The sequence below is a fragment of the Streptomyces sp. NPDC051286 genome (assembly GCF_044455345.1).
GTDB lineage: Bacteria > Actinomycetota > Actinomycetes > Streptomycetales > Streptomycetaceae > Streptomyces.
The window spans coordinates 174,946-195,699 of record NZ_JBITER010000010.1 but is presented as its reverse complement, the minus strand read 5'-3'; the positions used below and the strand labels follow the sequence as shown (position 1 = coordinate 195,699).

The 20,754-nt window shown below is 67.9% G+C and carries 19 protein-coding genes and 2 pseudogenes; 9 read left to right on the top strand and 12 right to left on the bottom strand.

From position 1 onward, the window contains the following. Positions 1–81: 81 nt before the first annotated feature. Entirely contained in the window at positions 82–1,017 is a 936-nt protein-coding gene (locus ACIBB8_RS13580; RefSeq protein WP_398951552.1) for a hypothetical protein, read from the top strand. A gap of 205 nt (positions 1,018–1,222) precedes the next feature. Beyond that, complete coding sequence (locus tag ACIBB8_RS13575; protein ID WP_398951548.1) at positions 1,223–1,996, top strand: DUF5707 domain-containing protein; 774 nt, start codon at positions 1,223–1,225, stop codon at positions 1,994–1,996. A gap of 3 nt (positions 1,997–1,999) precedes the next feature. Here ACIBB8_RS13575 and ACIBB8_RS13570 read toward each other — a convergent pair whose 3' ends face one another. Continuing rightward, complete coding sequence (locus tag ACIBB8_RS13570; RefSeq protein WP_398951546.1) at positions 2,000–4,468, bottom strand: HAD-IC family P-type ATPase; 2,469 nt, start codon at positions 4,466–4,468, stop codon at positions 2,000–2,002. Positions 4,469–4,727: 259 nt separating this feature from the next. Beyond that, positions 4,728–5,027 (bottom strand): DUF2530 domain-containing protein, encoded by a 300-nt coding sequence (locus ACIBB8_RS13565; protein ID WP_398951544.1) that lies wholly within the window; start codon positions 5,025–5,027, stop codon positions 4,728–4,730. Between the two features lie 189 nt (positions 5,028–5,216). Here ACIBB8_RS13565 and ACIBB8_RS13560 point away from each other — a divergent pair, with 189 nt between their 5' ends. Beyond that, entirely contained in the window at positions 5,217–6,671 is a 1,455-nt protein-coding gene (locus ACIBB8_RS13560; protein WP_398951541.1) for an NCS2 family permease, read from the top strand. Here ACIBB8_RS13560 and ACIBB8_RS13555 read toward each other — a convergent pair. Continuing rightward, complete coding sequence (locus ACIBB8_RS13555; protein ID WP_358862349.1) at positions 6,664–6,855, bottom strand: ribbon-helix-helix protein, CopG family; 192 nt, start codon at positions 6,853–6,855, stop codon at positions 6,664–6,666. The genes ACIBB8_RS13560 and ACIBB8_RS13555 overlap by 8 nt on opposite strands. A gap of 133 nt (positions 6,856–6,988) precedes the next feature. On the opposite strand from ACIBB8_RS13555, the gene ACIBB8_RS13550 reads away from it, so the two are divergent. Next, positions 6,989–7,429 (top strand): MarR family winged helix-turn-helix transcriptional regulator, encoded by a 441-nt coding sequence (locus ACIBB8_RS13550; RefSeq protein ID WP_398951538.1) that lies wholly within the window; start codon positions 6,989–6,991, stop codon positions 7,427–7,429. Positions 7,430–7,511: 82 nt separating this feature from the next. Next, entirely contained in the window at positions 7,512–8,846 is a 1,335-nt protein-coding gene (locus ACIBB8_RS13545; protein ID WP_398951536.1) for an MFS transporter, read from the top strand. A 76-nt stretch (positions 8,847–8,922) separates the two neighbouring features. On the opposite strand, the gene ACIBB8_RS13540 is transcribed toward ACIBB8_RS13545, so the two are convergent. Next, a complete protein-coding gene (locus ACIBB8_RS13540; protein WP_398951533.1) occupies positions 8,923–9,513 on the bottom strand; it encodes a Uma2 family endonuclease in 591 nt (196 codons plus the stop codon). 110 nt (positions 9,514–9,623) lie between these two features. On the opposite strand from ACIBB8_RS13540, the gene thpR reads away from it, so the two are divergent. The 3 genes and pseudogenes from thpR to ACIBB8_RS13525 all read left to right on the top strand — a co-directional run. Next, positions 9,624–10,187, top strand: a complete 564-nt coding sequence (gene thpR, locus ACIBB8_RS13535; RefSeq protein WP_398951600.1) for an RNA 2',3'-cyclic phosphodiesterase — start codon at positions 9,624–9,626, stop codon at positions 10,185–10,187. 277 nt (positions 10,188–10,464) lie between these two features. Then, the gene (locus ACIBB8_RS13530; RefSeq protein WP_398951531.1) at positions 10,465–10,611 is read left to right on the top strand and encodes a hypothetical protein; all 147 of its coding nucleotides are present in this window, start codon (positions 10,465–10,467) and stop codon (positions 10,609–10,611) included. Positions 10,612–10,666: 55 nt separating this feature from the next. Next, positions 10,667–10,819 (top strand): annotated as a pseudogene (locus ACIBB8_RS13525) (aldo/keto reductase); the annotation flags it as partial. A 135-nt stretch (positions 10,820–10,954) separates the two neighbouring features. Here ACIBB8_RS13525 and ACIBB8_RS13520 read toward each other — a convergent pair. The 7 genes from ACIBB8_RS13520 to ACIBB8_RS13490 all read right to left on the bottom strand — a co-directional run bounded on the left by ACIBB8_RS13520 (position 10,955) and on the right by ACIBB8_RS13490 (position 17,491). After that, entirely contained in the window at positions 10,955–11,944 is a 990-nt protein-coding gene (locus tag ACIBB8_RS13520) for an aldo/keto reductase (protein WP_071365445.1), read from the bottom strand. Positions 11,945–12,012: 68 nt separating this feature from the next. Next, entirely contained in the window at positions 12,013–12,585 is a 573-nt protein-coding gene (locus ACIBB8_RS13515) for a recombinase family protein (RefSeq protein ID WP_398951598.1), read from the bottom strand. 406 nt (positions 12,586–12,991) lie between these two features. Next, positions 12,992–13,531 carry a hypothetical protein gene (locus ACIBB8_RS13510; protein ID WP_398951528.1) on the bottom strand — a complete coding sequence of 180 codons (540 nt, stop codon included), beginning with the start codon at positions 13,529–13,531 and terminating at the stop codon, positions 12,992–12,994. Beyond that, the gene (locus tag ACIBB8_RS13505) at positions 13,524–13,832 is read right to left on the bottom strand and encodes a hypothetical protein (RefSeq protein WP_398951526.1); all 309 of its coding nucleotides are present in this window, start codon (positions 13,830–13,832) and stop codon (positions 13,524–13,526) included. The genes ACIBB8_RS13510 and ACIBB8_RS13505 overlap by 8 nt, the downstream gene beginning before the upstream one ends. A 125-nt stretch (positions 13,833–13,957) precedes the next feature. Next, positions 13,958–14,131: a hypothetical protein gene (locus ACIBB8_RS13500; protein ID WP_398951524.1), complete on the bottom strand. Its 174-nt coding sequence runs from the start codon at positions 14,129–14,131 to the stop codon at positions 13,958–13,960. Positions 14,132–14,629: 498 nt separating this feature from the next. Beyond that, on the bottom strand, positions 14,630–15,586 hold the full coding sequence (locus ACIBB8_RS13495; RefSeq protein WP_398951522.1) for an AAA family ATPase: 957 nt from the start codon (positions 15,584–15,586) through the stop codon (positions 14,630–14,632). Between the two features lie 255 nt (positions 15,587–15,841). Next, on the bottom strand, positions 15,842–17,491 hold the full coding sequence (locus tag ACIBB8_RS13490; RefSeq protein WP_398951520.1) for a recombinase family protein: 1,650 nt from the start codon (positions 17,489–17,491) through the stop codon (positions 15,842–15,844). A gap of 81 nt (positions 17,492–17,572) precedes the next feature. On the opposite strand from ACIBB8_RS13490, the pseudogene ACIBB8_RS13485 reads away from it, so the two are divergent. Then, positions 17,573–18,424, top strand: a pseudogene (locus ACIBB8_RS13485) (aldo/keto reductase); the annotation flags it as partial. 99 nt (positions 18,425–18,523) lie between these two features. Here the strand turns inward: ACIBB8_RS13485 and ACIBB8_RS13480 are convergent. Next, positions 18,524–20,752 (bottom strand): N-acetylmuramoyl-L-alanine amidase, encoded by a 2,229-nt coding sequence (locus tag ACIBB8_RS13480; protein WP_398951519.1) that lies wholly within the window; start codon positions 20,750–20,752, stop codon positions 18,524–18,526. Positions 20,753–20,754: the final 2 nt, after the last annotated feature.

Here is a 20,754-nt window from a genome sequence, read left to right as displayed (position 1 = left end):
AGTCACCAGGCTTCACAGACGACCTTGGGCCCGGGAACGGACGACCTCCGCGGGCCCCTTCTCCACATTGGGGAACGAAACATGCGTATTCGTGCCACTGTGGCTGCCGTAACCGGCGCCCTGGCCCTCTCCGCCCTCGTCGTTCCGTCTGCGGCTCAGGCCGACGACGCACACCGCTCCACTGTCCTCGATGCCGCGCGCGCCGCTCAGGCCGCGTCCGGCGCACAGTCCGGTGCGAAGTCCGGCGCGCGCTCCGTCACCGCTGCCGGTCCCGTCGGTGCCCCGCTCAACCTGACCTTCTCCAAGCTCACTGTGAACGGCGGCAAGCCGATCGCCGTGGGTACCTCCGCCACGAAGACCGTGGCGACCACGTACACCGTGACGCACGCCGCCGACGTAAACATCTTCGCCGCCGGCTTCATGCTCGAAGTCGGGCTCTACCGCGGCTCGTTCGACGCTCCGACGAACGAGCTCTACGGCGCAAAGCCCCCCACCTGCAAGGCCGTCTCCTCGACGGTCGCCACCTGCAAGGGGCAGATCGACATCTCGCCGTACTACGACCTCCTCGGCAACGCGGACGCCACGACGTGGAAGGCGATGGGCTTCGCCGTCGACTACAACGGCCAGGACCCGACCAACCCCGACCCCACCAAGATCGACTTCGCGCTGCAGGACGGCCTGGGTACCACCAAGCTCCAGCGCCTCTCGAAGCTGACGGTCAACGCTTCTCCGGAGCCCGTGAAGAAGGGCAGGACCATCACGATTACCGGGAAGCTGACCCGCGCGAGCTGGGACGACCTGGCCTACCACGGCTACTCGGCCCAGCCGGTGAAGCTCCAGTTCCGCAAGAAGGGCAGCTCCACCTACACCACGCTGAAGACGATCAAGTCGAGCAGCACCGGCTACCTGAAGACCACGGCCACGGCCACGGTCGACGGCTACTGGCGCTACAGCTTCGCCGGCACGTCCACCACCCCGGCCGTCACCACCGCCGGTGACTACGTCGACGTGCAGTAGTTCCACGCCTGATTGCAGGCATAGTTCCACACGTGGTCCACACGAGAAGCGGGATCTCCGGGAGGGGGTCCCGCTTCTCGTGCCCCCATTCCGTGCGTCCCCGTCCGGCCCGTCGGGTCCGCGGACGCACTGACCCATCGGGTCCCCCGCGGCCGGAGCCACCACGCCACCTGCCCGACGGACCCCTTTCTCCACCGGAGAGAACATGCGTATTCGTGCCACCGTCGCCGCCGCGTCCGGCGCCCTGGCCCTGTCCGCCCTCGCCGTCCCGGCCGCGCACGCGGCAACGGCGAATCCCGTCATCACCAAGGTCAGCGTCAACGGCGGCAAGAACACCGTCCTGGGCACGACGGCGGCGAAGACCATCACCGTGTCGGTCACCGCCTCGCACGCCTCCGGCATAGCCGACGGCTGGGTGATCCTGTGGCACGGGAAGAGCCTGGACGTGGGCTTGGACGGCGTGCTGCTGCCGAACGAGGAGGCAGCGACCTGCAAGGCCGCGAGCGCCACCACCTCCACCTGCTCGTACACCGTCACGATCGACCCGAGGGCCAATCTGCCGAAGAACGCGCTGGCCGGCTCCTGGCACGTCCTCGCCGGCGCGGAGGCCAAGGACGGCTCCAGCACGAACTACGACTCCTACGCCACGGCGAAGATCCAGCGGCTGTCGAAGCTGACGGTCAACGCCTCCCCGGAGCCCGTCAAGAAGGGCAGGACCATCACGGTCACGGGCAAGCTGTCGCGCGCCAACTGGGAGACGCACACCTACGCGGGCTACACGAGCCAGCCGGTGAAGCTTCAGTTCCGCAAGAAGACCAGCTCCACGTACACCACGGTGAAGACGATCAAGACGAACAGCACCGGCGGCCTGAAGACCACGGTCACCGCCTCGGTCGACGGCTACTGGCGCTACAGCTTCGCCGGTACGTCCACCACTCCGGCCGTCACCACCGCCGGTGACTTCGTCGACGTGCGGTAGCGGCTAAGCGGGGAAGCGGCGGCTGACCAGTCTCCAGGTGAACTCCAGGGCAGCCGCCGCCATCACCGCTATCGCCACCGCCGTCCACGGCATGACCGCGCCCACCAGCTTCAGCGCGAAGAAGTTCTGCAGCCACGGCACCACCAGCACGACCAGGAACGCCGCTCCCATCGACGCGACCAGAACGATCCGCCACCACGTGTACGGGCGGGCGATGATCGCGAGCACCCACATCGAGACCAGGAACAGCGTGAGCGTCGCCACGCTGGTCTCCGCGTCCAACGCCCCTGCCCCCGTGTAGTAGTGCCGGGCGATCATGTACGTCACGAAGGTGGCGATGCCCGCGATGAGGCCGGAGGGCACCGAGTACCGCATGACTCTGCGGACGAAGTGCGGCTGGGCCCGCTCCGTGTTGGGCGCGAGGGCCAGGAAGAACGCCGGGACGCCGATCGTCAGCGTCGACAGCAGGGTCAGATGCCGGGGCAGGAACGGGTACTCGACCTGGAAGCAGACCACCAGGATCGCCAGCAGTACCGAGTAGACGGTCTTCGTCAGGAACAGGGTCGCGACCCGGGTGATGTTGCCGATCACCCGGCGGCCCTCCGCGACCACCGACGGCAGCGTCGCGAAGCTGTTGTTCAGCAGGACGATCTGGGCCACGGCGCGTGTCGCCTCGGAGCCCGAACCCATCGAGACCCCGATGTCGGCGTCCTTCAGTGCCAGCACGTCGTTGACCCCGTCGCCCGTCATCGCGACCGTGTGTCCGCGGGACTGGAGGGCGGCGACCATCTCACGCTTCTGCTGCGGGGTGACCCGGCCGAAGACCGCGTTCTGCTCCATGGCCGTGGCCATGTCGTCCGGGGCCGTGGGCAGCCGGCGCGCGTCCAGCGTGTGCTCGGCGCCGGGCAGGCCGAGCTTGCCCGCGACCGCGCCGACCGAGACTGCGTTGTCCCCGGAGATGACCTTCGTGGCGACCCGCTGGTCGGCGAAGTAGCGCAGCGTGTCCCCGGCGTCCGGCCGCAGCCGCTGCTCCAGCACGATCAGCGCGGTCGGTACCGCCCTGTGGGCGATCTCCGGCCCCTCCAGCTTGCCCTCGGCGCGCGCCAGCAGCAGCACCCGCAGCCCCTGCTCGTTCAGCTGCTCGATCTCATCGAGCGCCGGGTCCTGGTCCGGGAGGAGCACATCGGGTGCGCCGAGCAGCCAGGTCGACGACCGCCCGTCGGCCTCGACGAACGCGGCGCCGCTGTACTTGCGTGCCGAGGAGAACGGCAGTGCCTCCGTGCACCGCCATGCCTCGCCGTTCGGGGACGGGTACGCGTCGATGATCGCCTGCAGGCTGGCGTTGGGCCGCGGATCGGATGCGCCGAGGGCCCTCAGCACCTGGCGTATGTACGGGTCGTCCGCGCCGTTCAGCGCCCGCACCTCGGTGACGTCCATGCCGCCCTCGGTGAGCGTGCCGGTCTTGTCCAGGCAGACGACGTCGACCCGGGCGAGACCCTCGATGGCGGGCAGCTCCTGCACGAGGCACTGCTTGCGGCCGAGCCGTATGACACCGATCGCGAAGGCGACCGAGGTGAGCAGGACCAGGCCCTCGGGGACCATGGGGACGATGCCGCCCACGGCGCGGGCGATCGAGTCCTGGACGTTGCTGTTGTGGACGACGAGCTGGCTGATGATGAGGCCGATCGCGGCCGGCACCATCATCCAGGTGACGTACTTGAGGATCATGCTGATGCCACTGCGCAGCTCGGACTGGACGAGCGTGAAGCGGGAGGCCTCCTCGGCGAGCTGCGCGGCGTAGGCCTCGCGGCCGACTTTGGTCGCGGAGAACGCGCCGCCGCCCGCGACGACGAAGCTGCCGGACATCACCGGGTCGCCTGCCTGCTTCAGTACGGGGTCGGCCTCGCCGGTGAGCAGGGACTCGTCGATCTCCAGGTTGTCGGCCTCGGCGACCGCGCCGTCGACCACGACCTTGTCGCCGGGCCCGAGCTCGATGAGATCGCCGAGGACGATCTCGGAGGTGGAGATCTCGGCCGCGACCCCGTCGCGCCGGACCGTGGGTTTCGCCTCGCCGATGACCGCGAGGCTGTCCAGGGTCTTCTTGGCGCGCCACTCCTGGACGATGCCGATGCCCGTGTTGGCGATGATCACGAAGCCGAAGAGGCTGTCCTGGATCGGCGCGACGATCAGCATGATCAGCCAGAGCACGCCGATGATCAGGTTGAACCGGGTGAAGACGTTGGCGCGGACGATCTCGCCCATGGAGCGGGACGAGCGGACGGGTACGTCGTTGACCTCGCCGCGGGCGATCCGCTCGGCCACCTCGGCCGCGGTCAGCCCGCTCATGCGGACGGCCGGGGCAGGGAGCTTCATCGGGTGGACCGGGTCGAGCTCGGAACCGGCGTCGATCCTGGCCGGCCGGGGACGGCCGGGTGTGTGCTCCCCGGAGGAGCTAAGTGCCCTCTGCGTCATGGTTCCGACGGTACGGGTAGAACGTCCGGTTCACCCGCCGGGGGTCGAAGATCAGACCGGGGGAGGAGCGGAATGGTCCTAGGAGGGCACGGAAGATCTTGGCCGGGCTCCCGACGTCTTGCACGCACATCTGCGGCGTTGCCAAAACGGCCTGATAGCTCCGCTATGAGGCCGCTTCGGCGCCTTGCAGCTGCACGCACCAGACGCCGCTCGCTGATCCGGCCAAGATCTTCAGCACCCTCCTAGGAGGGCACGGAAGTCAGGGCCGGCCCTGACCTTCGTCGGTGGCACCGGACGCATCAGCCCGTCCGGCCGCGGCGGCCGCCCGCTTGATCGCCGCGTCGCGCCCCCGCACGTACCAGATACCGATCAGTCCGAGCCCGGCACCGGCCAGACACGTCCAGATCCACCACGCGTGACCGTGGTCGTCGAACCAGCCGTAGAACGGCAGCTGCACGAGGAAGAGGACGAACCAGAGGATCGTGCCGCCGGTGATGGTGGCGACGACGGGCCCCTCCAGGGGCTCGGGTGCCTCGTGTGTAGGTGTCCACTTCGCCATGGGCTCAGTGTATGCGGCGCGTATACAAAGCCCCTCGGCCCAGTCGGCCCATGGGTCTACGCGCGGAGATAGCGATCTTCGCCTTATGTATTCATACTGAATCTGCTTACGGCTGGCTCGATTTATTCGTGTAAAAGTCCAAAGCGCATCCCATTTTTTCGCTTTTTCTACGTACGACTGAGGTCATACATGTCCCCCTCGGCCACCGCTCCGGTCGCCTCCAAGCAGCCCGCGGCTCCGCAGCCGCACGGCAGCCTGGATCGTTTCTTCAAGATCTCCGAGCGGGGGTCGTCGGTCGCGCGCGAGATCCGTGGCGGATTCGCCACGTTCTTTGCGATGGCGTACATCATCGTGCTGAACCCGATCATCCTCGGCAGCGCGAAGGACATGTACGGGCACCAGCTCAACGGCGGTCAGCTGGTCACCGCCACCGTGCTGGTGGCCGCGTTCTCCACGCTTCTGATGGGTGTCATCGGCAACGTGCCGATCGCGCTGGCCGCGGGCCTCGGCGTCAACACCGTCGTCGCCCTCCAGCTCGCCCCCCGGATGAGCTGGCCGGACGCGATGGGCATGGTCGTCCTCGCGGGCATCGTCGTCATGCTGCTGGTCGCGACCGGGCTGCGCGAACGCGTGATGAACGCGGTACCGACGTCGCTCCGCAAGGGCATCGCCATCGGTATCGGTCTCTTCATCCTGCTGATCGGTCTGGTCGACTCGGGCTTCGTCTCCCGCATCCCGGACGCCGCGCACACCACCGTGCCGCTCCAGCTCGGCAGCGGCGGCCACCTCCACGGCTGGCCGGTCCTGGTCTTCATCCTCGGCGCGCTGCTCACCCTCGCGCTGATCGTCCGCAAGGTGCCGGGCGCGATCCTCATCTCCATCGTCTCGATGACGGTCGTCGCGCTGATCATCAACGCGGTCGCCGATCTGCCGGGCGAGGCGTGGGGTCTGACCGTCCCGAAGTGGCCGGGCAATCCGGTCGCCACCCCCGACTTCGGGCTGATCGGTCACGTCAGTCTGTTCGGCGGCTTCGACAAGGTCGGTGTGCTCACCGGCATCCTGTTCGTCTTCACCGTGCTGCTGTCCTGCTTCTTCGACGCGATGGGCACCATCCTCGGCGTCGGCGACGAGGCCAAGCTGATGGACAAGGACGGCAACTTCCCCGGCATCAACAAGGTGCTGTTCGTGGACGGCATCGCCGTCGCGGCGGGCGGTGCGGGCTCCGCCTCCGCGGGAACCTGCTTCGTGGAGTCCACCGCGGGCGTCGGCGAGGGCGCCCGCACCGGCTTCGCGAGCGTGGTCACCGGCCTGCTGTTCACAGTGGCGCTGTTCCTGACGCCGCTGGCGACCATGGTCCCGTCGCAGGCTGCCACCCCGGCGCTGCTGGCCGTCGGCTTCCTGATCATCGCGGGCTCGGTGCGGGACATCGACTGGAGCGACTACACGCTCGCCATCCCGGCCTTCCTGGCCATGATGATGATGCCGTTCACCTACTCGATCACCAACGGCATCGGCGTCGGCTTCATCGCCTTCTCCGTGCTTCGGGTGGTGGCCGGGCGCTGGCGCGAGGTGCCGGTGGCCATGTACCTGGTGTCGGCGGTCTTCGTCTTCTACTACGCGATGCCGTCTCTCGGCCTCACGTGACCTCTTCCGCCCCGTAGAACTTCTGCGTCTCGTCGACGGCCGTCTTGAAGCGTTCGTCGAAGTCGTCCCGAATGAGCGTCCGGACCACATAGTCCTGGACGCTCATTCCGCGTTTGGCGGCGTGCTGCCGGAGCCGGTCGAGCAGCTCACCGTCAAGCCGCAGGCTGAGCACTGTCGATCCCATGGCAAGCAGGGTTAGGCCTCCGAGGTCGCTTGGCGTCACTTTCCGCATCCAACTCACTCGTTCGGGTGAGCGATCGGGTGTGCGTGTACCGCCGAATGGTCTTTAGAAAAGGTAATGAGTTACCCTAATGAACATGCCTGACCTGATCCACGACGGCGACAGTGCGGCCGCCGTGAACTCCCTTCGTTCCGCCGTGATGCTGCTGGGCCGACGCCTCAAGCACCAGCGCGTCGACGAGTCGCTGAGCCCCACCGAGATGTCGGTGCTCGGCACGCTCGCCCGCTGCGGTTCCGCCACCCCCGGTGAGCTGGCCCGCAAGGAGCACGTGCAGCCTCCGTCGATGACCCGCATCGTCGCGCTGCTGGAGGCCAAGGGGCTGGTCAGACTGGAACCGCACCCCGATGACCGTCGTCAGAAGATGGTCAGCCAGACCGAGCAGGCCGAAGCCATGCTCGAGGAGAGCCGCTCCAAGCGGAACGCCTGGCTGGCCGCTCTCGCCGAGGGTCTGGACGAGGAAGAGTGGGAGACGCTGCGCAAGGCCGCGCCCGTACTGGAGAAGCTCGCCCACCTGTAGCGGCGGTACCGGACCACGGTCCGGTACCGCCGTCACTGCCTCGTCAGTCAGTGAAAAGTCCACGCCGAGGAGGCGAACCCCTTTGAGTACGGGATCCGGAGCAGACTCCGCCCCCGCACCGACGTCCACCCACGAGAGCAAGCCCGGCGGGACCTTCTCGTCGCTGAAGATCCGCAACTACCGCCTGTTCGCCACGGGCGCCGTGATCTCCAACACCGGTACCTGGATGTCCCGCATCACGCAGGACTGGCTCGTCCTGAGCCTCACCGGGTCCGCCGCCGCCGTCGGCATCACCACGGCCCTCCAGTTCCTTCCCATGCTGCTCTTCGGCCTGTACGGCGGCGTCATCGCCGACCGGCTCCCGAAGCGCAAGCTCCTCCTCGTCACCCAGGCCGCGCTCGGCCTCTGCGGCATCGCCCTCGCCGTCCTCACGCTCTCCGGAGTCGTCCAGGTCTGGCACGTCTACCTGATCGCCTTCCTTCTCGGCATGGTCACGGTCGTCGACAACCCGGCCCGCCAGTCGTTCGTCTCCGAGATGGTCGGCCCGGCCCAGCTGCGCAACGCGGTCAGCCTGAACTCGGCCAACTTCCAGTCCGCCCGGCTCATCGGCCCCGCCGTCGCGGGTGTCCTGATCACCACCGTCGGCAGCGGCTGGGCGTTCATGTTCAACGGTCTGTCGTTCATTGCCCCGCTCATCGGTCTGCTGATGATGCGTACGAGCGAACTGCACAAGGCGGTCGTCGTGCCGCGCGCCAAGGGGCAACTGCGCGAGGGGCTGCGCTATGTCTCCGGCCGCCCCGAGCTGATCTGGCCGATCGTCCTCGTCGGCTTCATCGGCACGTTCGGCTTCAACTTCCCGATCTGGCTCACCGCCTTCGCGGACGAGATCTTCCACGGCGGCGCCGGGATGTACTCGTTCTTCAACATCCTCATGGCCGCCGGCTCCCTGGCCGGCGCCTTGCTCGCCGCCCGCCGCCGCTCCTCGCGGCTGCGGATGCTGGTGGCGGCGGGGACCGCGTTCGGTCTCCTGGAGATCATCGCGTCCCTGTCGCCGTCCGTCTGGCTCTTCGCGATCCTGCTGGTCCCGATCGGCATGATCGGCCTGACGACCAACATCAGCGCGAACACGAGCGTCCAGATGGCGGCCGACCCGGCCGTGCGCGGCCGGGTGATGAGCCTGTACATGATGGTCTTCGTCGGGGGTACGCCGGTGGGCGCCCCGGTCGTGGGCTGGATCAGCGACGCGTACGGCGTCCGGACCGCCATGGCGGTCGGCGGCGCTTTCTCGCTGCTGGCCGCGCTCGGCGTCGGCTTCATGCTGGCCCGCGTCGGCGGCCTGCGCCTCAAGGTCGACCTGCGGCCGGGCCACCCGCATGTGCGGTTCGTCCCGCGCGAGCAGCTGGCGACGGCGGCCTGAGCCCGGTCCGCCACGGACGTGATACGGCCCCGACCGGTGAACCTGCCGGTCGGGGCCGCTGCATGTGCGGAGGACGTCAGTCGCGTGGGAACTCGTCGGTTCGGAGGGTGATACCGGCGGAGGTGTCGGTGAGGTCGATGTCTGTGCCGAAAAGCACGGTCAGCTTCGATCCGTACACGCCGTTCGTGGGATTCCGGAAAACGTGGCACTCGCCGCTGTACGGGTCGGCGATCAAGTACACCGGAACGCCCGCCGCCGCATACGCGTCCTTCTTCGGTCCGTAGTCGTTCATCGCGGTGCCCTTCGAGATCACCTCGGCCACGAACTCCACACCCGAGAACAGCCAGTTTCCTTTGCCGTCCTTCGCGGCGTCCTCCCTCAGCGCCAGCACATCTGCCGCGAACCCGTTCAGGTGTCCAGGAAAGTCGACCCGCACATCGGACTTCACGCGCCTGCGCGGATACGTGGCCCGCAGTTGCTCGAAAATGTCGGCAATGATGTCCCAGTGGGTGTTCCGCTGAAGCGACATGAAGATGTTTCCCCCGACGATCTCGGTCTTGATTCCCTCGGGGACGGGCATCTTCTCGAGCCACTCGAACATGGAGTCCAGAGTGCGCTCGTCGCGCTCTTCGGCCATCTCGATCCTGTCGGTGTCCACGACGGTCATCGTGCCGCTTCCTCCCCGCTGCCGCACGGGCGCGGGGCAGCCGCTCATACAACGATACGCACGGTGACCGGGACACGCCGTTACGGTGCGACACTCGGTTCATGAGCCGCATGAGACTGTTCGTCGCCGTCCTGCCGCCCGACACCGCCATCACGGAGCTCCGCCGCGCCGTCGCCCCGCTGCACACCCTTCCTGGCGCCGGTGGCCTGCGCTGGACCGGAACCGACGCATGGCACTTCACGCTCGCCTTCCTCGGTGTGGTCGACGACGCGCTGCTGCCCGATCTGCACGAGCGGCTGACGCGCGCCGCCAGTCACACCGAGCGGTTCCCGCTGCGCATCCACCGCGGCGGCCGGTTCGACGGCCATGTGCTGTGGGCCGGGGCCGCGGGCGGCCTCGACACGCTGAGGCTCCTCGCCGAGCGCGCCGACGCCGCCGCCCGCCGCGCCGGCGTGCCGATGGACGAGCACCGCCGTTACACCCCGCACCTCACCCTCGCCCGCAGCCGCGCCGAGGCGGACCTGCGCCCCTATCTGGAGGCCCTGGACACCTTCGAGGGCACACCGTGGGAGGTCGGCGAGGTCGCTCTCGTACGCAGCAATCTGCCGGTCTCCGGTGTGCCGGGGGAGCAGCCGCGGTACGAGGTGGTCGCATCCTGGTCGCTGGGACACTGAGCGGTGCGGTTACGCTCGACGGGTGGACCCGAAGACCAGAAACCGCATCATGGCGGCCGTGCTCGTGCTGATGTTCGCCGTCGTCGCCGTGGCAGCCGCGCTCGGCGGCTGAGAGCCTGCGGCGCCGGCTCCCGTCAGGCGAGCCCCAGCCCCCGGGCGGTCTCCCTCGCGAACGCCTCGGGGTTGTCCAGCGTGATGTTGTGCCCGCCTCCGGGACCGGCACGACCCGCACCCCGGGCGCGAGGAGCTGCGCCGCTGGCTGCGCGAGGCCGACGCGGTGGACATCAGCGACGAGAACCGCTGGTTCACCGTGCTCGCCTTCCGCAGCCATCTCCCGGGGGCCGCCGAGCAGGCGGACCGCGCGACGAGCGAGGCGGAACTGAGCTGGCTGGCAACGACATTGAAGGACCTCGAGACCCGCTGAGACCGTCCGCCGGCCACTTGCCTTGAGCGGACTCGAAGGCGTTGGCTGGGTGCCCATGAAGTACACGCAGCTCGGACGCACCGGACTCGAGGTCAGCCGACTTGTCCTTGGCACCATGAATTTCGGTCCGCAGACCAACGAAGCCGACAGTCACGCCATCATGGACGCTGCGCTGGACGCAGGTGTCAACTTCTTCGACACCGCCAACCGGCAATTTTGACGCCGAACTGCATCGTAGCGTGTCGCCAGCGCGCATGCGGGACCACGGAGAGCGCAGACCGCCACCCCCAACTCGCCCTGCACGCAGAGCAGGAGGCAGCGGTCCACATGCAGATTTGTTACTTCACCATGCGAAAGCCTCGGGGGACGGCCCCGGCCCCGGGAAGATCTCGTCGAGAGCCGCAAGAAGCTCCGCGCCCAGGTCCAGGTCGAGGGCGCGCAGCGCCGAATCAAGCTGTTCCTGCGTGCGCGGGCCGACGATCGGTCCTGTCACGCCGGGACGGGTGAGCAGCCAGGCCAGGGCGGCCTCGCCCGGTTCGATGCCGTGCTTGTCGAGCAGGTTCTCGTACGCCTGGATCTGCTCGCGCGTGCGGGCGTCCTTGAGGGCGTCGGCGGCCCGTCCGCTCGCCCGGCGCCCCTCCGTGGCCTCCTTCTTGAGGACTCCGCCGAGCAGCCCGCCATGCAGCGGCGACCACGGGATGACGCCGAGGCCGTAGTCCTGCGCGGCAGGGATGACCTCCATCTCGGCGCGGCGCTCGGCGAGGTTGTACAGGCACTGCTCGCTGACGAGCCCGACCCGGCCGTGTGTCTTCGCGATCTCGTTTGCCTGGGCGATCTTGTAACCGGGGAAGTTCGAGGAACCGGCGTACAGGATCTTCCCTTGTTGGATCAGGACGTCGATCGCCTGCCAGATCTCCTCGAACGGCGTCGACCGGTCGATGTGATGGAACTGGTAGACGTCGATGTAGTCGGTCTGGAGCCGCTTGAGGGAAGCGTCCACGGCGCGGCGGATGTTCACGGCGCTGAGCCGGTCATGGTTGGGCCAGGCCGGTCCGTCGGCGCCCATGTTCCCGTAGACCTTGGTGGCCAGGACCGCCTTGTCACGACGCCCGCCGCCCTTGGCGAACCAGGTACCGACGATCTCCTCGGTGCGCCCCTTGTTCTCGCCCCACCCGTACACATTTGCAGTGTCAACGAAATTCAGCCCCGCATCGAGCGCCGCATCCATGATGGTGTGGCTGGTGGCTTCATCCGTCTGAGGCCCGAAGTTCATCGTGCCGAGCACGATGCGACTGACCTTGAGTCCGGTACGTCCCAGCTGCGTGTATTCCATGGACGCCAAGCGAACCCCTTCGAGTCCACTCCACGCAAGACGTCCGGCGGGCGGCGGGTACGCCTGCCTCAGGCGCCCTCGCCGATGTGCCGGTACAGCGTGGCGCGTGAGACGCCCAGGGCCCTGGCGATGGCGTTGACGCTCTCGCCCTTGGCCCGTCTGGCGCGGGCGACCGTGAGCATGTCGTCGTTCATGGCAGCGGGCCGTCCACCGGTACGCCCCTGCGCCCTGGCCGCGTCCAGCCCGGCGCGGGTGCGCTCCTTGATGAGGCTGCGCTCGAACTCGGCCATCGCTCCGACGACCTGGAGCATGAGGCGGCCGTCGGCCGTGCCGGGGTCGATGTCGGCCAGTGCACCCGTGAGCACCTTGAAGCCGATGTCCCGCTCTCGAAGGGTGTCGACCATGGACACGAGGTCGATGAGCGACCGAGCGAAGCGGTCCAGCTTCCACACGCACAGGGTGTCGCCGGCACGGACGTAGTCGAGTGCTGCGTGCAACTCCGGCCGATCGCTGTTCTTGCCGCTCGCCTTGTCCTCGAAGATGCGGGCGCAGCCTGCGTCGGCGAGCGCGTCGCGCTGGAGCTGCGCCTCTTGGTCGCCGGTGGAGACGCGGGCGTACCCGACGAGCTGGCCAGTGTTCATGTTCGTCGTCACAGCCGAGACCGTCTCAAAACTCGTCTCAATACGTCAAGCCTGAGGCGGGTGTTTCGAGACGGGTTTTGAACAGCACTGGGCTCCCTTCTGGGATGCCTGATACCTCGTCTCGCAAACCTTGGTTTCTGAGACGCTCGTTTCTGATCACGCGCTGCGCCCTGTCGGTCGCGGCGGTAACCGACGTATGCCGTCTGCCTGTGCGTCGCTGCGATCTCGCGGGCCCGCTGGTAGCGCAGCCTGCCAGCCGCTCGCGCGGGCGCACAGCCATTCGTCGGCCGCGGCACGGGCCAGCCTTGAAGATGGTGGAAGGGGGTGGGGGGTATGACCCCCGGAAGGGTCTTTGCCCGACCGCCGAGTCTTACCGGCCGAGGTCGCGCCACGGTTTCAGGGTTGATCAAGCTCTCACAACTCTGTGCAGGAACATCCTCAACATGGCCTCCATGTGCATTACTGCGCCCTCGACTTCAGGCCAGATCTCTGCTGTAAGCGCATCTCTTGGGGTTTGGTGAATCTCGCCGCTCCATCTGGCCGCCAGCCTCATGACCTCATTCATTGCTTCGATGAATTCATCGTGCAGAAATTTGGGCCCACTCTCCTCCTTCCATGACGGCACTGCGGCGCGAAATCGGAGGAGCTGAACCGTGAGCTGGTCAAGGTACGTCAGCGTGTCGTGCCGCAGTCGTTGAAGCTCATCTGTGTCACCGGGGGCATTCCCCCTTTCCACTACGTGGCTCCAGACCTGCTTGACAGTCTCGGAGAGTCGCGCCATGTTCACGTACATCTCGCTCGCGGCGCGTTGACGTGGAGAGTCCGCCTGGTGGTCAACGGTGATCGAGTACTTGTCGCCGAATACCGTCTCTTCAATTGTCTGGCGATCGGCGTTGAACTGAAGTCCTACGTGCTGCCCCTGCTGGTCGAAGCTGCTTTCATCCACTGAGCGCCCCAAGCATTGCGGCGATCTGACTCCCGATGCCCGTGGCCAGGCTGCCCATCTCAAGCACTCGCCGCAGCCGTCCTCCCGTCTCAGCGGTGTCGCCGGACGCTGCTGCATTACGCGCGGCTTCCAGCTCCGCCTGCACCTCGGGAGGCAGGGGCGGATCCGTCTGGTGAGCTTGCGCCAGGACGTTTTCCAGCCCAGCAGCAATGTCGGCCATCGAGGCCGACGATCCAACGATCATGTTCTCAGCGTTGTGCTGAACGCCGACAGTCTGGTTGTGCTGGTTGAAGGTTGCCACGCGGTCACGGTACGGCGCAGGCGGCACTCTGAGCAACGCGCTCACGGTCTCAACTCCCGTACCCTGCTGCCTCGTTCGAGTAGGAGGGGGATCACCCTCTCCTACGGCAAGGCGAGAGGCAGAAGCTACAGCCGGCCCTGCTTGGCCAGCTCGATGCGCTCCTCGGTCACCGCGTCCTCGCCGTGCTCAGCGGCGAACGCGAGGACGCGAGCGAGTGGGCTGTCGGGAGCTGGCGGCTCCTCGGCGTCGCCCAGGCGTGGGCCGGACAGCTCGACCTGCTGGAGGCTGCGGCCGATCACGTCCGCGACGCATCTTTGGCGGCCCGCCGGGCCGCCGTCGTCGCAGCGGTCCAGTGCCCCTTCCCTTCCGTCGCAGGCGCTGCCAGCGGTGACTCAGGCATGGGCATCGCGTAGCACATCCTCGTTCAGCGCGAGCGCTGTCGCGGTCAGCGACGGCGGGTCAGGGGTCATGCCCCGAGGGCCGCTGTCGCGCCCCACAGCCGTTTACTGTCGAGATGCACATGCTCTGTCGGCCCCGAAAGGGGTCACACACCTGTCAGGCGTCTTCCGAATGTGGCGGCCTCCCGGCCGCCCCTGCTGCTTACCTCTTCGCCGCTGCACGGCTTCTGGCTTCGCAGTTCGCCAGCGATCTGCGTGCTGGTCGGCCGCAGGCCGCCAGAGTTCAGACGGCTGACGTACTTACGTAAGTGAAGTGAGGAGCGAGGCTTGCCGAGCGGAGCGAGGTAGCTGGTGGTGGTGACACTTCCCGTAAGGGGGAGCCGTCACCACCACCAGCGCTCAGGCCATGTCGGCAGGCTTTCGGACCCAGCGCCCGTCGACACGCTCCAGCCGGTCCCTGAGCTTCGGCCGTACGGTCTCGGCCTTCCTGTCGACGACGGGCGCGTAGCGCTTCGACAACGCGAGCGCCGACTCCTCTTCCGGCTGTTCCTCGATGATCCGTGCGATGAGGTCTTCGTCCCAGGTCTTCGCCTTGGGCAGGCTGACGACCTTGAGTCCCGATTCCACTCGCTCCCAGATGGGGATCTCCGAGCCGTTGCTCGCCGTCCTCATGGTGACCGCGATGTCGAGGTCGCTCCGGGCCCGGTTGATCGCGGTCTGGATGCTGCGGCCCTTCTTGGACTTCCGCAGGACGATGACGCCGCGGACACCTCCGGCCATTGCTCGCCCGCCGATGGGGGCGGAAGCTGTGGTCAGCCCCTCGCCGTTGCCCTTCGGAGTGTGGGTGACGGCAAGGACAGGGATGCCGGACTTGCTGACGGACTTGAGCTTGTCGATGGTGTTGCGAGCCGTTACGGAGGAGGCGACGTCCTCGCCGTCGCCGAGGGCGCCGAGCACGTTGTCGAGGACGAAGAGATCGGCGCCCAGTGCCACGAGGTCGTCGTGGACGCCCTGCCAGTAGCCGGGCTGACTGGTGTCCTCCACGGGGAAGACGGTGACGGAGTCCCTCGGGATTGCCCCGTGAAGGCGCTCGCGGAGTTCTCCCTCGGCGCCGTCGTCGGTGAGGCCGAAGACGATGTGGCGGCAGGGGCGCAGCACAGGCAGGCCGAGGAACTCGTCCGCTCCGTTCAGGAGAGCGGCGGACATCCCAGCGGCGAAGTTCGTCTTCCCGGCCTTGGGCTCGCCGGCGAGCATGGTGATGTTGCTGGTGAGCAGGTCGCCAATGAGGAACGCCTTCTCGTACGGGACGTGCTCGATCTGGTGGAGCTTGCGCCCCTTGGTGGTGATGGCTCCCACGGTTTGTCGGACCCCTTCCTGTGAGGCGCACGGATGCGCCGGTAGCCCCCGCCGGACGGCGGGACATGTGCCTCCCTTTCTTCGCGGGGGTGGACCGGCGCCGGACGGCGCGGTCTCTCATCACAGGTGGCGCCCGAGGCGTAATGCCCGGACTCGGTCTCGTGCGGTCGGGAGCGACGGCGACGACCTGGCAGGCAGCTTACAAAGGCCGAGAGGGCCCCGGCACAGGGCCCCCTCACTCCCTCTCGCCCCTCGTCAGTCTTCGCTGCGGACCGCCGCCATGTTGCGTACACGCTGTTTGAAGTCCATCGGGATCAGAACCTGAACCCGTCCGACGGGGTGCTGCCACATCCCGTCATGGCCTTCGGCGGACATGAGTTGCGCGACGGTCATCCCCCGGAGCGGCTCGGCGTGGATGACGGCCTTGACCCCTGCGGCGCGAAGCTCCTTGCCCTTCTCATGCTGGGTCGGGAGCTTGCTCCACCGTTCGCGGTACGTCTCCCCTGTAGGGATCTCTTCCCAGGTGTCCGGTCGCGTGGGCTGGGCGATGAGCTGCTCACGTCGCGCGTCCAGCCGCTTGTACGTCTCGCGGTACTCCTGCTTGCCCAGCTCGCTTGAGTAGAGGCCTGCCTCGCGGTCCTCTCGCAGATCCGCCAGGGCACGGTTCACTTCCTCGATGTCGCGCGTGTAGTCCACTCCCGGGCGGAAGACCTTCCGGACGATCTCGACGTCCCCGGCGGCGAGGAGGAACGCCTTCTCCACAGCGTCCTCCAGTGTGTGCGCCGCGATGCCCTTGCTTCCGGTCGGACACGGCTTGTGAGTGGTCCGCGAGGCACACCGGTAGTAGGGCCAGCTGCGGCCGGGGCCGCGGTACGCGGGCTCCCCGCACGTGCAGAACGCGACCCGGAGCAAGGGTGAGCCGCCCTTGCGGTTGCCGTTGCGCTTACTGGTGTTCTCGTCCAGCTTCTTGTTGGCCAGCTCCCACTCCTCCTGCGTGATGAGTGGCTCCGCGCGCTGAAGCGGCTGGCCGTCTGCGTCCCGGACGACGCGGCGTCGTGTCGTCTTCTTCCCGTCGGCCATGACCTCCTCGGACACCTCCATTTGCCCCAGGATGCAGCGGGAGCGCACGACCTTCGCCGTGTTCGCCGCAGTCCAGCGGCTGCCCTTCGGGGTCTTGCCTGCTCGGATCATCTGGGCGTCGAGAGACGTCGGAGTCTTCGATACGTCCTCGTTGAGGCACTGCGCGATACTGTTCGCCGACTCGCCCGCGATGAGGCGACCAACAATCTCGCGGAGCGTCCCGGCCGTGTCGGTCCCGTAGTCGTCAGGGACAAGTTTCCATCCGTCACCCGTCTCCTGCTTCTCCTCGCGGTAGCCGTACGGCGTGCGACCGCCGCGCCAGCGGCCCTCCTTGACCAGGTGGTTGTACGAGGATTTGGCCCGCGCCTTGATCGCTTCGAGCTCCCCTTCCGCGAAGGACGCGATCAGGCTGAGGAGGAGCTTCCCCATCTGCGTGTTGAGGTTGATTCCGTCCTCGACAGTGGCGACCTCCTTGCCGTTCTTCTCGCACCACTCCAGGAGGGTGTGCACGTGGAGCACACGCCGCGAGAGGCGGTCGATCTTCAGCGCGCAGATGATGTCGTACTCATCGGCGCGTGATTCCTCCATCGCGATCCGATGCTCGATCGCACTGGTCTCCTTCCCGATGGTCGACGGAAGCCACTTGCCGAACTCCGGGCGCTTCCACGGCTCGACCCCGCCGGACACGTCGATGTCCTCGACCCACCCCGCGACGACGTGCCCCTCCTGATCGGCCCATCGCTGGATGGACCGACGCTGACGCTCCGGCGATGTGGTCTCGTCCGACACCCTCGACAGGCGAACCACACCCAGAACTCTCGCCATGCTCGCTCTCCCTCTCCCCTGCGGTAAGCGGGGGATTACGTTACGTGTTCAGGATCATGGCGTCAAAGTGAATCTTTGGGTACTGCCAATGTCTACGGCTGGGGCGAGAACAAGGGCCGTACCGAGGAAATTATCGGCACCTGGTTCGCCCAGGGTGGCGGCCGCCGCGACAAGGTCGTTCTCGCCACCAAGGTGTACGGGAACATGGCCGCGGACGGCGACGCCTGGCCCAACCACCACAAGCTCTCCGCCCTCAACATCCGGCGGGCCGTCGACGCCAGCCTCAAGCGCCTGCAGACCGACCACATCGACCTGTACCAGTTCCACCACATCGACCGCTCCACCCCGGTCGAGGAGATCTGGCAGGCCATCGACGTGCTGATCCAGCAGGGCAAGATCCTCTACGCCGGTTCGTCCAACTTCGCCGGCTGGAAGATCGCCCAGACCAACGAGACCACCAGGCGCCTCGGTTCGTACGGGCTGGTCAGCGAGCAGTGCCTCTACAACCTCGCCGAGCGCCGCGCCGAGATGGAGGTCATCCCGGCCGCGCAGGAGTACGGACTCGGTGTCATCCCGTGGTCCCCGCTGCACGGCGGACTCCTCGGCGGTGTGATCCGCAAGGAGCGCGAGGGAGGCGCGGCACGTTCGACGTCCGGCCGGTCGGCGGACGCGCTCGCCAACACCACGGTGCGGGCGCAGATCCAGGCGTACGAGGACCTGCTCGACAAGCACGGCCTGGAGCCCGGCGAGGTGGGGCTGGCCTGGCTGCTGACCCGCCCGGGTGTGACCGGACCGATCTCCGGCCCGCGCACCCGGGAGCAGCTGGACTCGGCGGTGCGCGCGGTGGACCTCGAGCTGTCGGACGAGGTGCTCGCGTCCCTGGACGAGATCTTCCCGGGCCCGGGTCCGTCGCCGGAGGCCTTCGCCTGGTAGGCGACGGGGCCGGCCGGACGCCTGAGCCCGGCTCTGCGACACAGGTGCGCAGAGCCGGGCTCAGGTCATGCGGGTACGTCCGTCAGCGGACCGCAGCGGCTACTTGAGGTAGACGAGGCCGTCCGTGGTGACCGCCGGACGGCCCGAGGTGGCGACGACGACGATCTTGACGGTGTGCTTGGCGCTGGTGGACCAGCTCTTCGTCCACAGGGCGTCGCGGTACTTGGTGGTGGACGACTTCAGGTCGACCGTGGCCACCTTCGTACCGTCGACATACACGTACGCCTGGCCGGACGTGGCGGCGCGCGAGACCACCCAGGCGGCCGAGCGGCCGGTGAACGTCCAGCTCAGGCTCGCGCCCTTGGCAGTGCTGGAGTACGACTTGCCGCCCAGGTACGAGGACGAGGACTTGGTCGTCCAGGTGCCGGTCTTCGTGGCCGAGGTCTCCTGGAGGATGACCGGGGTGCCGGAGACGGAGGCGGCCGCGGTGTTGCCCGCGAAGTCGTACGCGCTCATGGACCAGGTGGTCGCCACGCCGGACTTCGCGGTGTGCGAGGCGCTCGTGGTGGTCGGGCCGTAGGTCTTGGCGACCGGGGCGGTCAGCCGGACCTCCTTGAGCGACGCGGTGTCGGTCGCCTTCCACTTCAGGGTGAGCGGGACGGCGGTGGTGTTCACCGTGCCGGTGCGCAGCTCGAGGCTCGGCTTGGTGGTGAAGCTCGGCGCCGTCTGGTCGGCGACCACGGTCGCCGCAGCGGACAGGGACGTCTTCCCCGACTGGTGGGTGGCACGGACCTGGACCGAGTGCGTGCCGACGCCGAGGGTGGCCTTCGCCGAAGTGGCGGTGCCCGCGGCGGTGGCGACGCTCTTGCCGTCGACCAGCAGCTCGTACTTGGAGATGAAGGCGCTCGGCGTGCTCGCCGACCAGCCGACCGTGATCGCGGACTTGGTGTAGTACGACGTCCCGGAGAGCGTGGCGCCGGTCACCGACTTGATGGCCAGTCCGGTGACGGGGCCCGCGGCGAGGCTGCGGATCGCGGGCAGCTGCCCGTACAGCATGTTGCCGGGGCACTCGCTGTTGTAGCCGTCGCGGTGGCCGGAGATCTGCTTGAAGGAGTACTGCGTACCGGCGGTGAAGGCCTTCTTGAAGTAGTTGGACTGGGTGGCGCCCGCGGTGAGCATGGTGCTGCCCGCCGGGTCGCCCTTGTACTGGCCGAGCTTCCACGCGGCGATCCGGGCCACCGAGGTGGTCACCGCGCTCGGAGCGGCCGTGGTCGTGTAGTTGCCGAGGACGGAGATACCGGTCGACTCACGGTTGAAGCCGTAGGTGTGTGAGCCGAGGACCGGCCGGTCCACGCCGCCCTTGCGGCCCTCGAAGATCGTCCCGCACTTGTCGACCAGGAAGTTGTAGCCGATGTCCTTCCAGCCGTTGCTCTTGACGTGGTACGCGTACACGCTGCGCACGATGGCCGCGGAGTCGGCGCACGAGTAGGTGTTGGTCCCGGCGGTGTGGTGGACGAAGACGGCCTTGAGCGTGGGGTTGTACTCCGGCGCCTCCGGGCTGATCGACTCGTCGGCACCCCAGCCCGCACGCGAGGTGATGGGCGGCTTGGGCACGGTCGACGGCGGCGCGGGCGGCAGCGACGCGGACGGCGAGGTGCTCGCGGTCGGCGAGGAGCTGGCGCTCGCCGTGGGCGAGGGGCTGTTCGTTGCCGTCGCGGACGGTGTCGCGGACGGCGTCTCGGATGCCGGGGCGGTGTCGGACTCCGTGGCCGTGGGGGTCGGTTCCGAGGCGGCCGTCGGGTCGGCCGCGGGGGAGTCGGACGGCGACGGGGCGTCGGTGGGGGCGTCGGTCTCGGCGGCGAAGGCGGCCGGGGCCGCGTGCAGCGACGAGTCCTTGCCGGGGTCGACGGTGTCCAGCCGCAGCCCGGCGGGCAGCTTCGCGGAGACCTTGCCGCCCGCGGTGACGCGTACCTCGACACCGTTGGACGGGCCGACCCACCGCGGTTCGGTGGACCCGCGGACGCCGGGACCCGCCTCCATACGGCCGTCGATGTCGGTCTCCAGCGGCGTCCAGGAGGTCCAGGTGCCGTTCGCGGCCGACCTGGTCCGTACCTCGACCGCTCCCGTCACCTTCGCCGCCGGGTCGGTCCAGGTGACCCCCAGCATGCTGAACGGTGCGGTGTCCCGTCGGCCGAGCGACGCGGAACTGCCGTCCGCGGCCACCTTCAGCGCCGTCTTCCGTACGTCGGTCCTGACCGGACCGGCCTTGCTGTCACTGTTGTCTGCGGAGTCGCCGGTCACGTTCTGGAACACCACGAAACCTGCCACGG

Coding starts and splice junctions, on each gene's coding strand:
- ACIBB8_RS13580 (WP_398951552.1), top strand. CDS start 82: ATGCGTATTCGTGCCACTGTGGCTGCCGTAACCGGCGCCCTGGCCCTC.
- ACIBB8_RS13575 (WP_398951548.1), top strand. CDS start 1,223: ATGCGTATTCGTGCCACCGTCGCCGCCGCGTCCGGCGCCCTGGCCCTG.
- ACIBB8_RS13570 (WP_398951546.1), bottom strand. CDS start 4,468: ATGACGCAGAGGGCACTTAGCTCCTCCGGGGAGCACACACCCGGCCGT.
- ACIBB8_RS13565 (WP_398951544.1), bottom strand. CDS start 5,027: ATGGCGAAGTGGACACCTACACACGAGGCACCCGAGCCCCTGGAGGGG.
- ACIBB8_RS13560 (WP_398951541.1), top strand. CDS start 5,217: ATGTCCCCCTCGGCCACCGCTCCGGTCGCCTCCAAGCAGCCCGCGGCT.
- ACIBB8_RS13555 (WP_358862349.1), bottom strand. CDS start 6,855: ATGGGATCGACAGTGCTCAGCCTGCGGCTTGACGGTGAGCTGCTCGAC.
- ACIBB8_RS13550 (WP_398951538.1), top strand. CDS start 6,989: ATGCCTGACCTGATCCACGACGGCGACAGTGCGGCCGCCGTGAACTCC.
- ACIBB8_RS13540 (WP_398951533.1), bottom strand. CDS start 9,513: ATGACCGTCGTGGACACCGACAGGATCGAGATGGCCGAAGAGCGCGAC.
- thpR (WP_398951600.1), top strand. CDS start 9,624: ATGAGACTGTTCGTCGCCGTCCTGCCGCCCGACACCGCCATCACGGAG.
- ACIBB8_RS13520 (WP_071365445.1), bottom strand. CDS start 11,944: ATGGAATACACGCAGCTGGGACGTACCGGACTCAAGGTCAGTCGCATC.
- ACIBB8_RS13515 (WP_398951598.1), bottom strand. CDS start 12,585: ATGAACACTGGCCAGCTCGTCGGGTACGCCCGCGTCTCCACCGGCGAC.
- ACIBB8_RS13490 (WP_398951520.1), bottom strand. CDS start 17,491: ATGGCGAGAGTTCTGGGTGTGGTTCGCCTGTCGAGGGTGTCGGACGAG.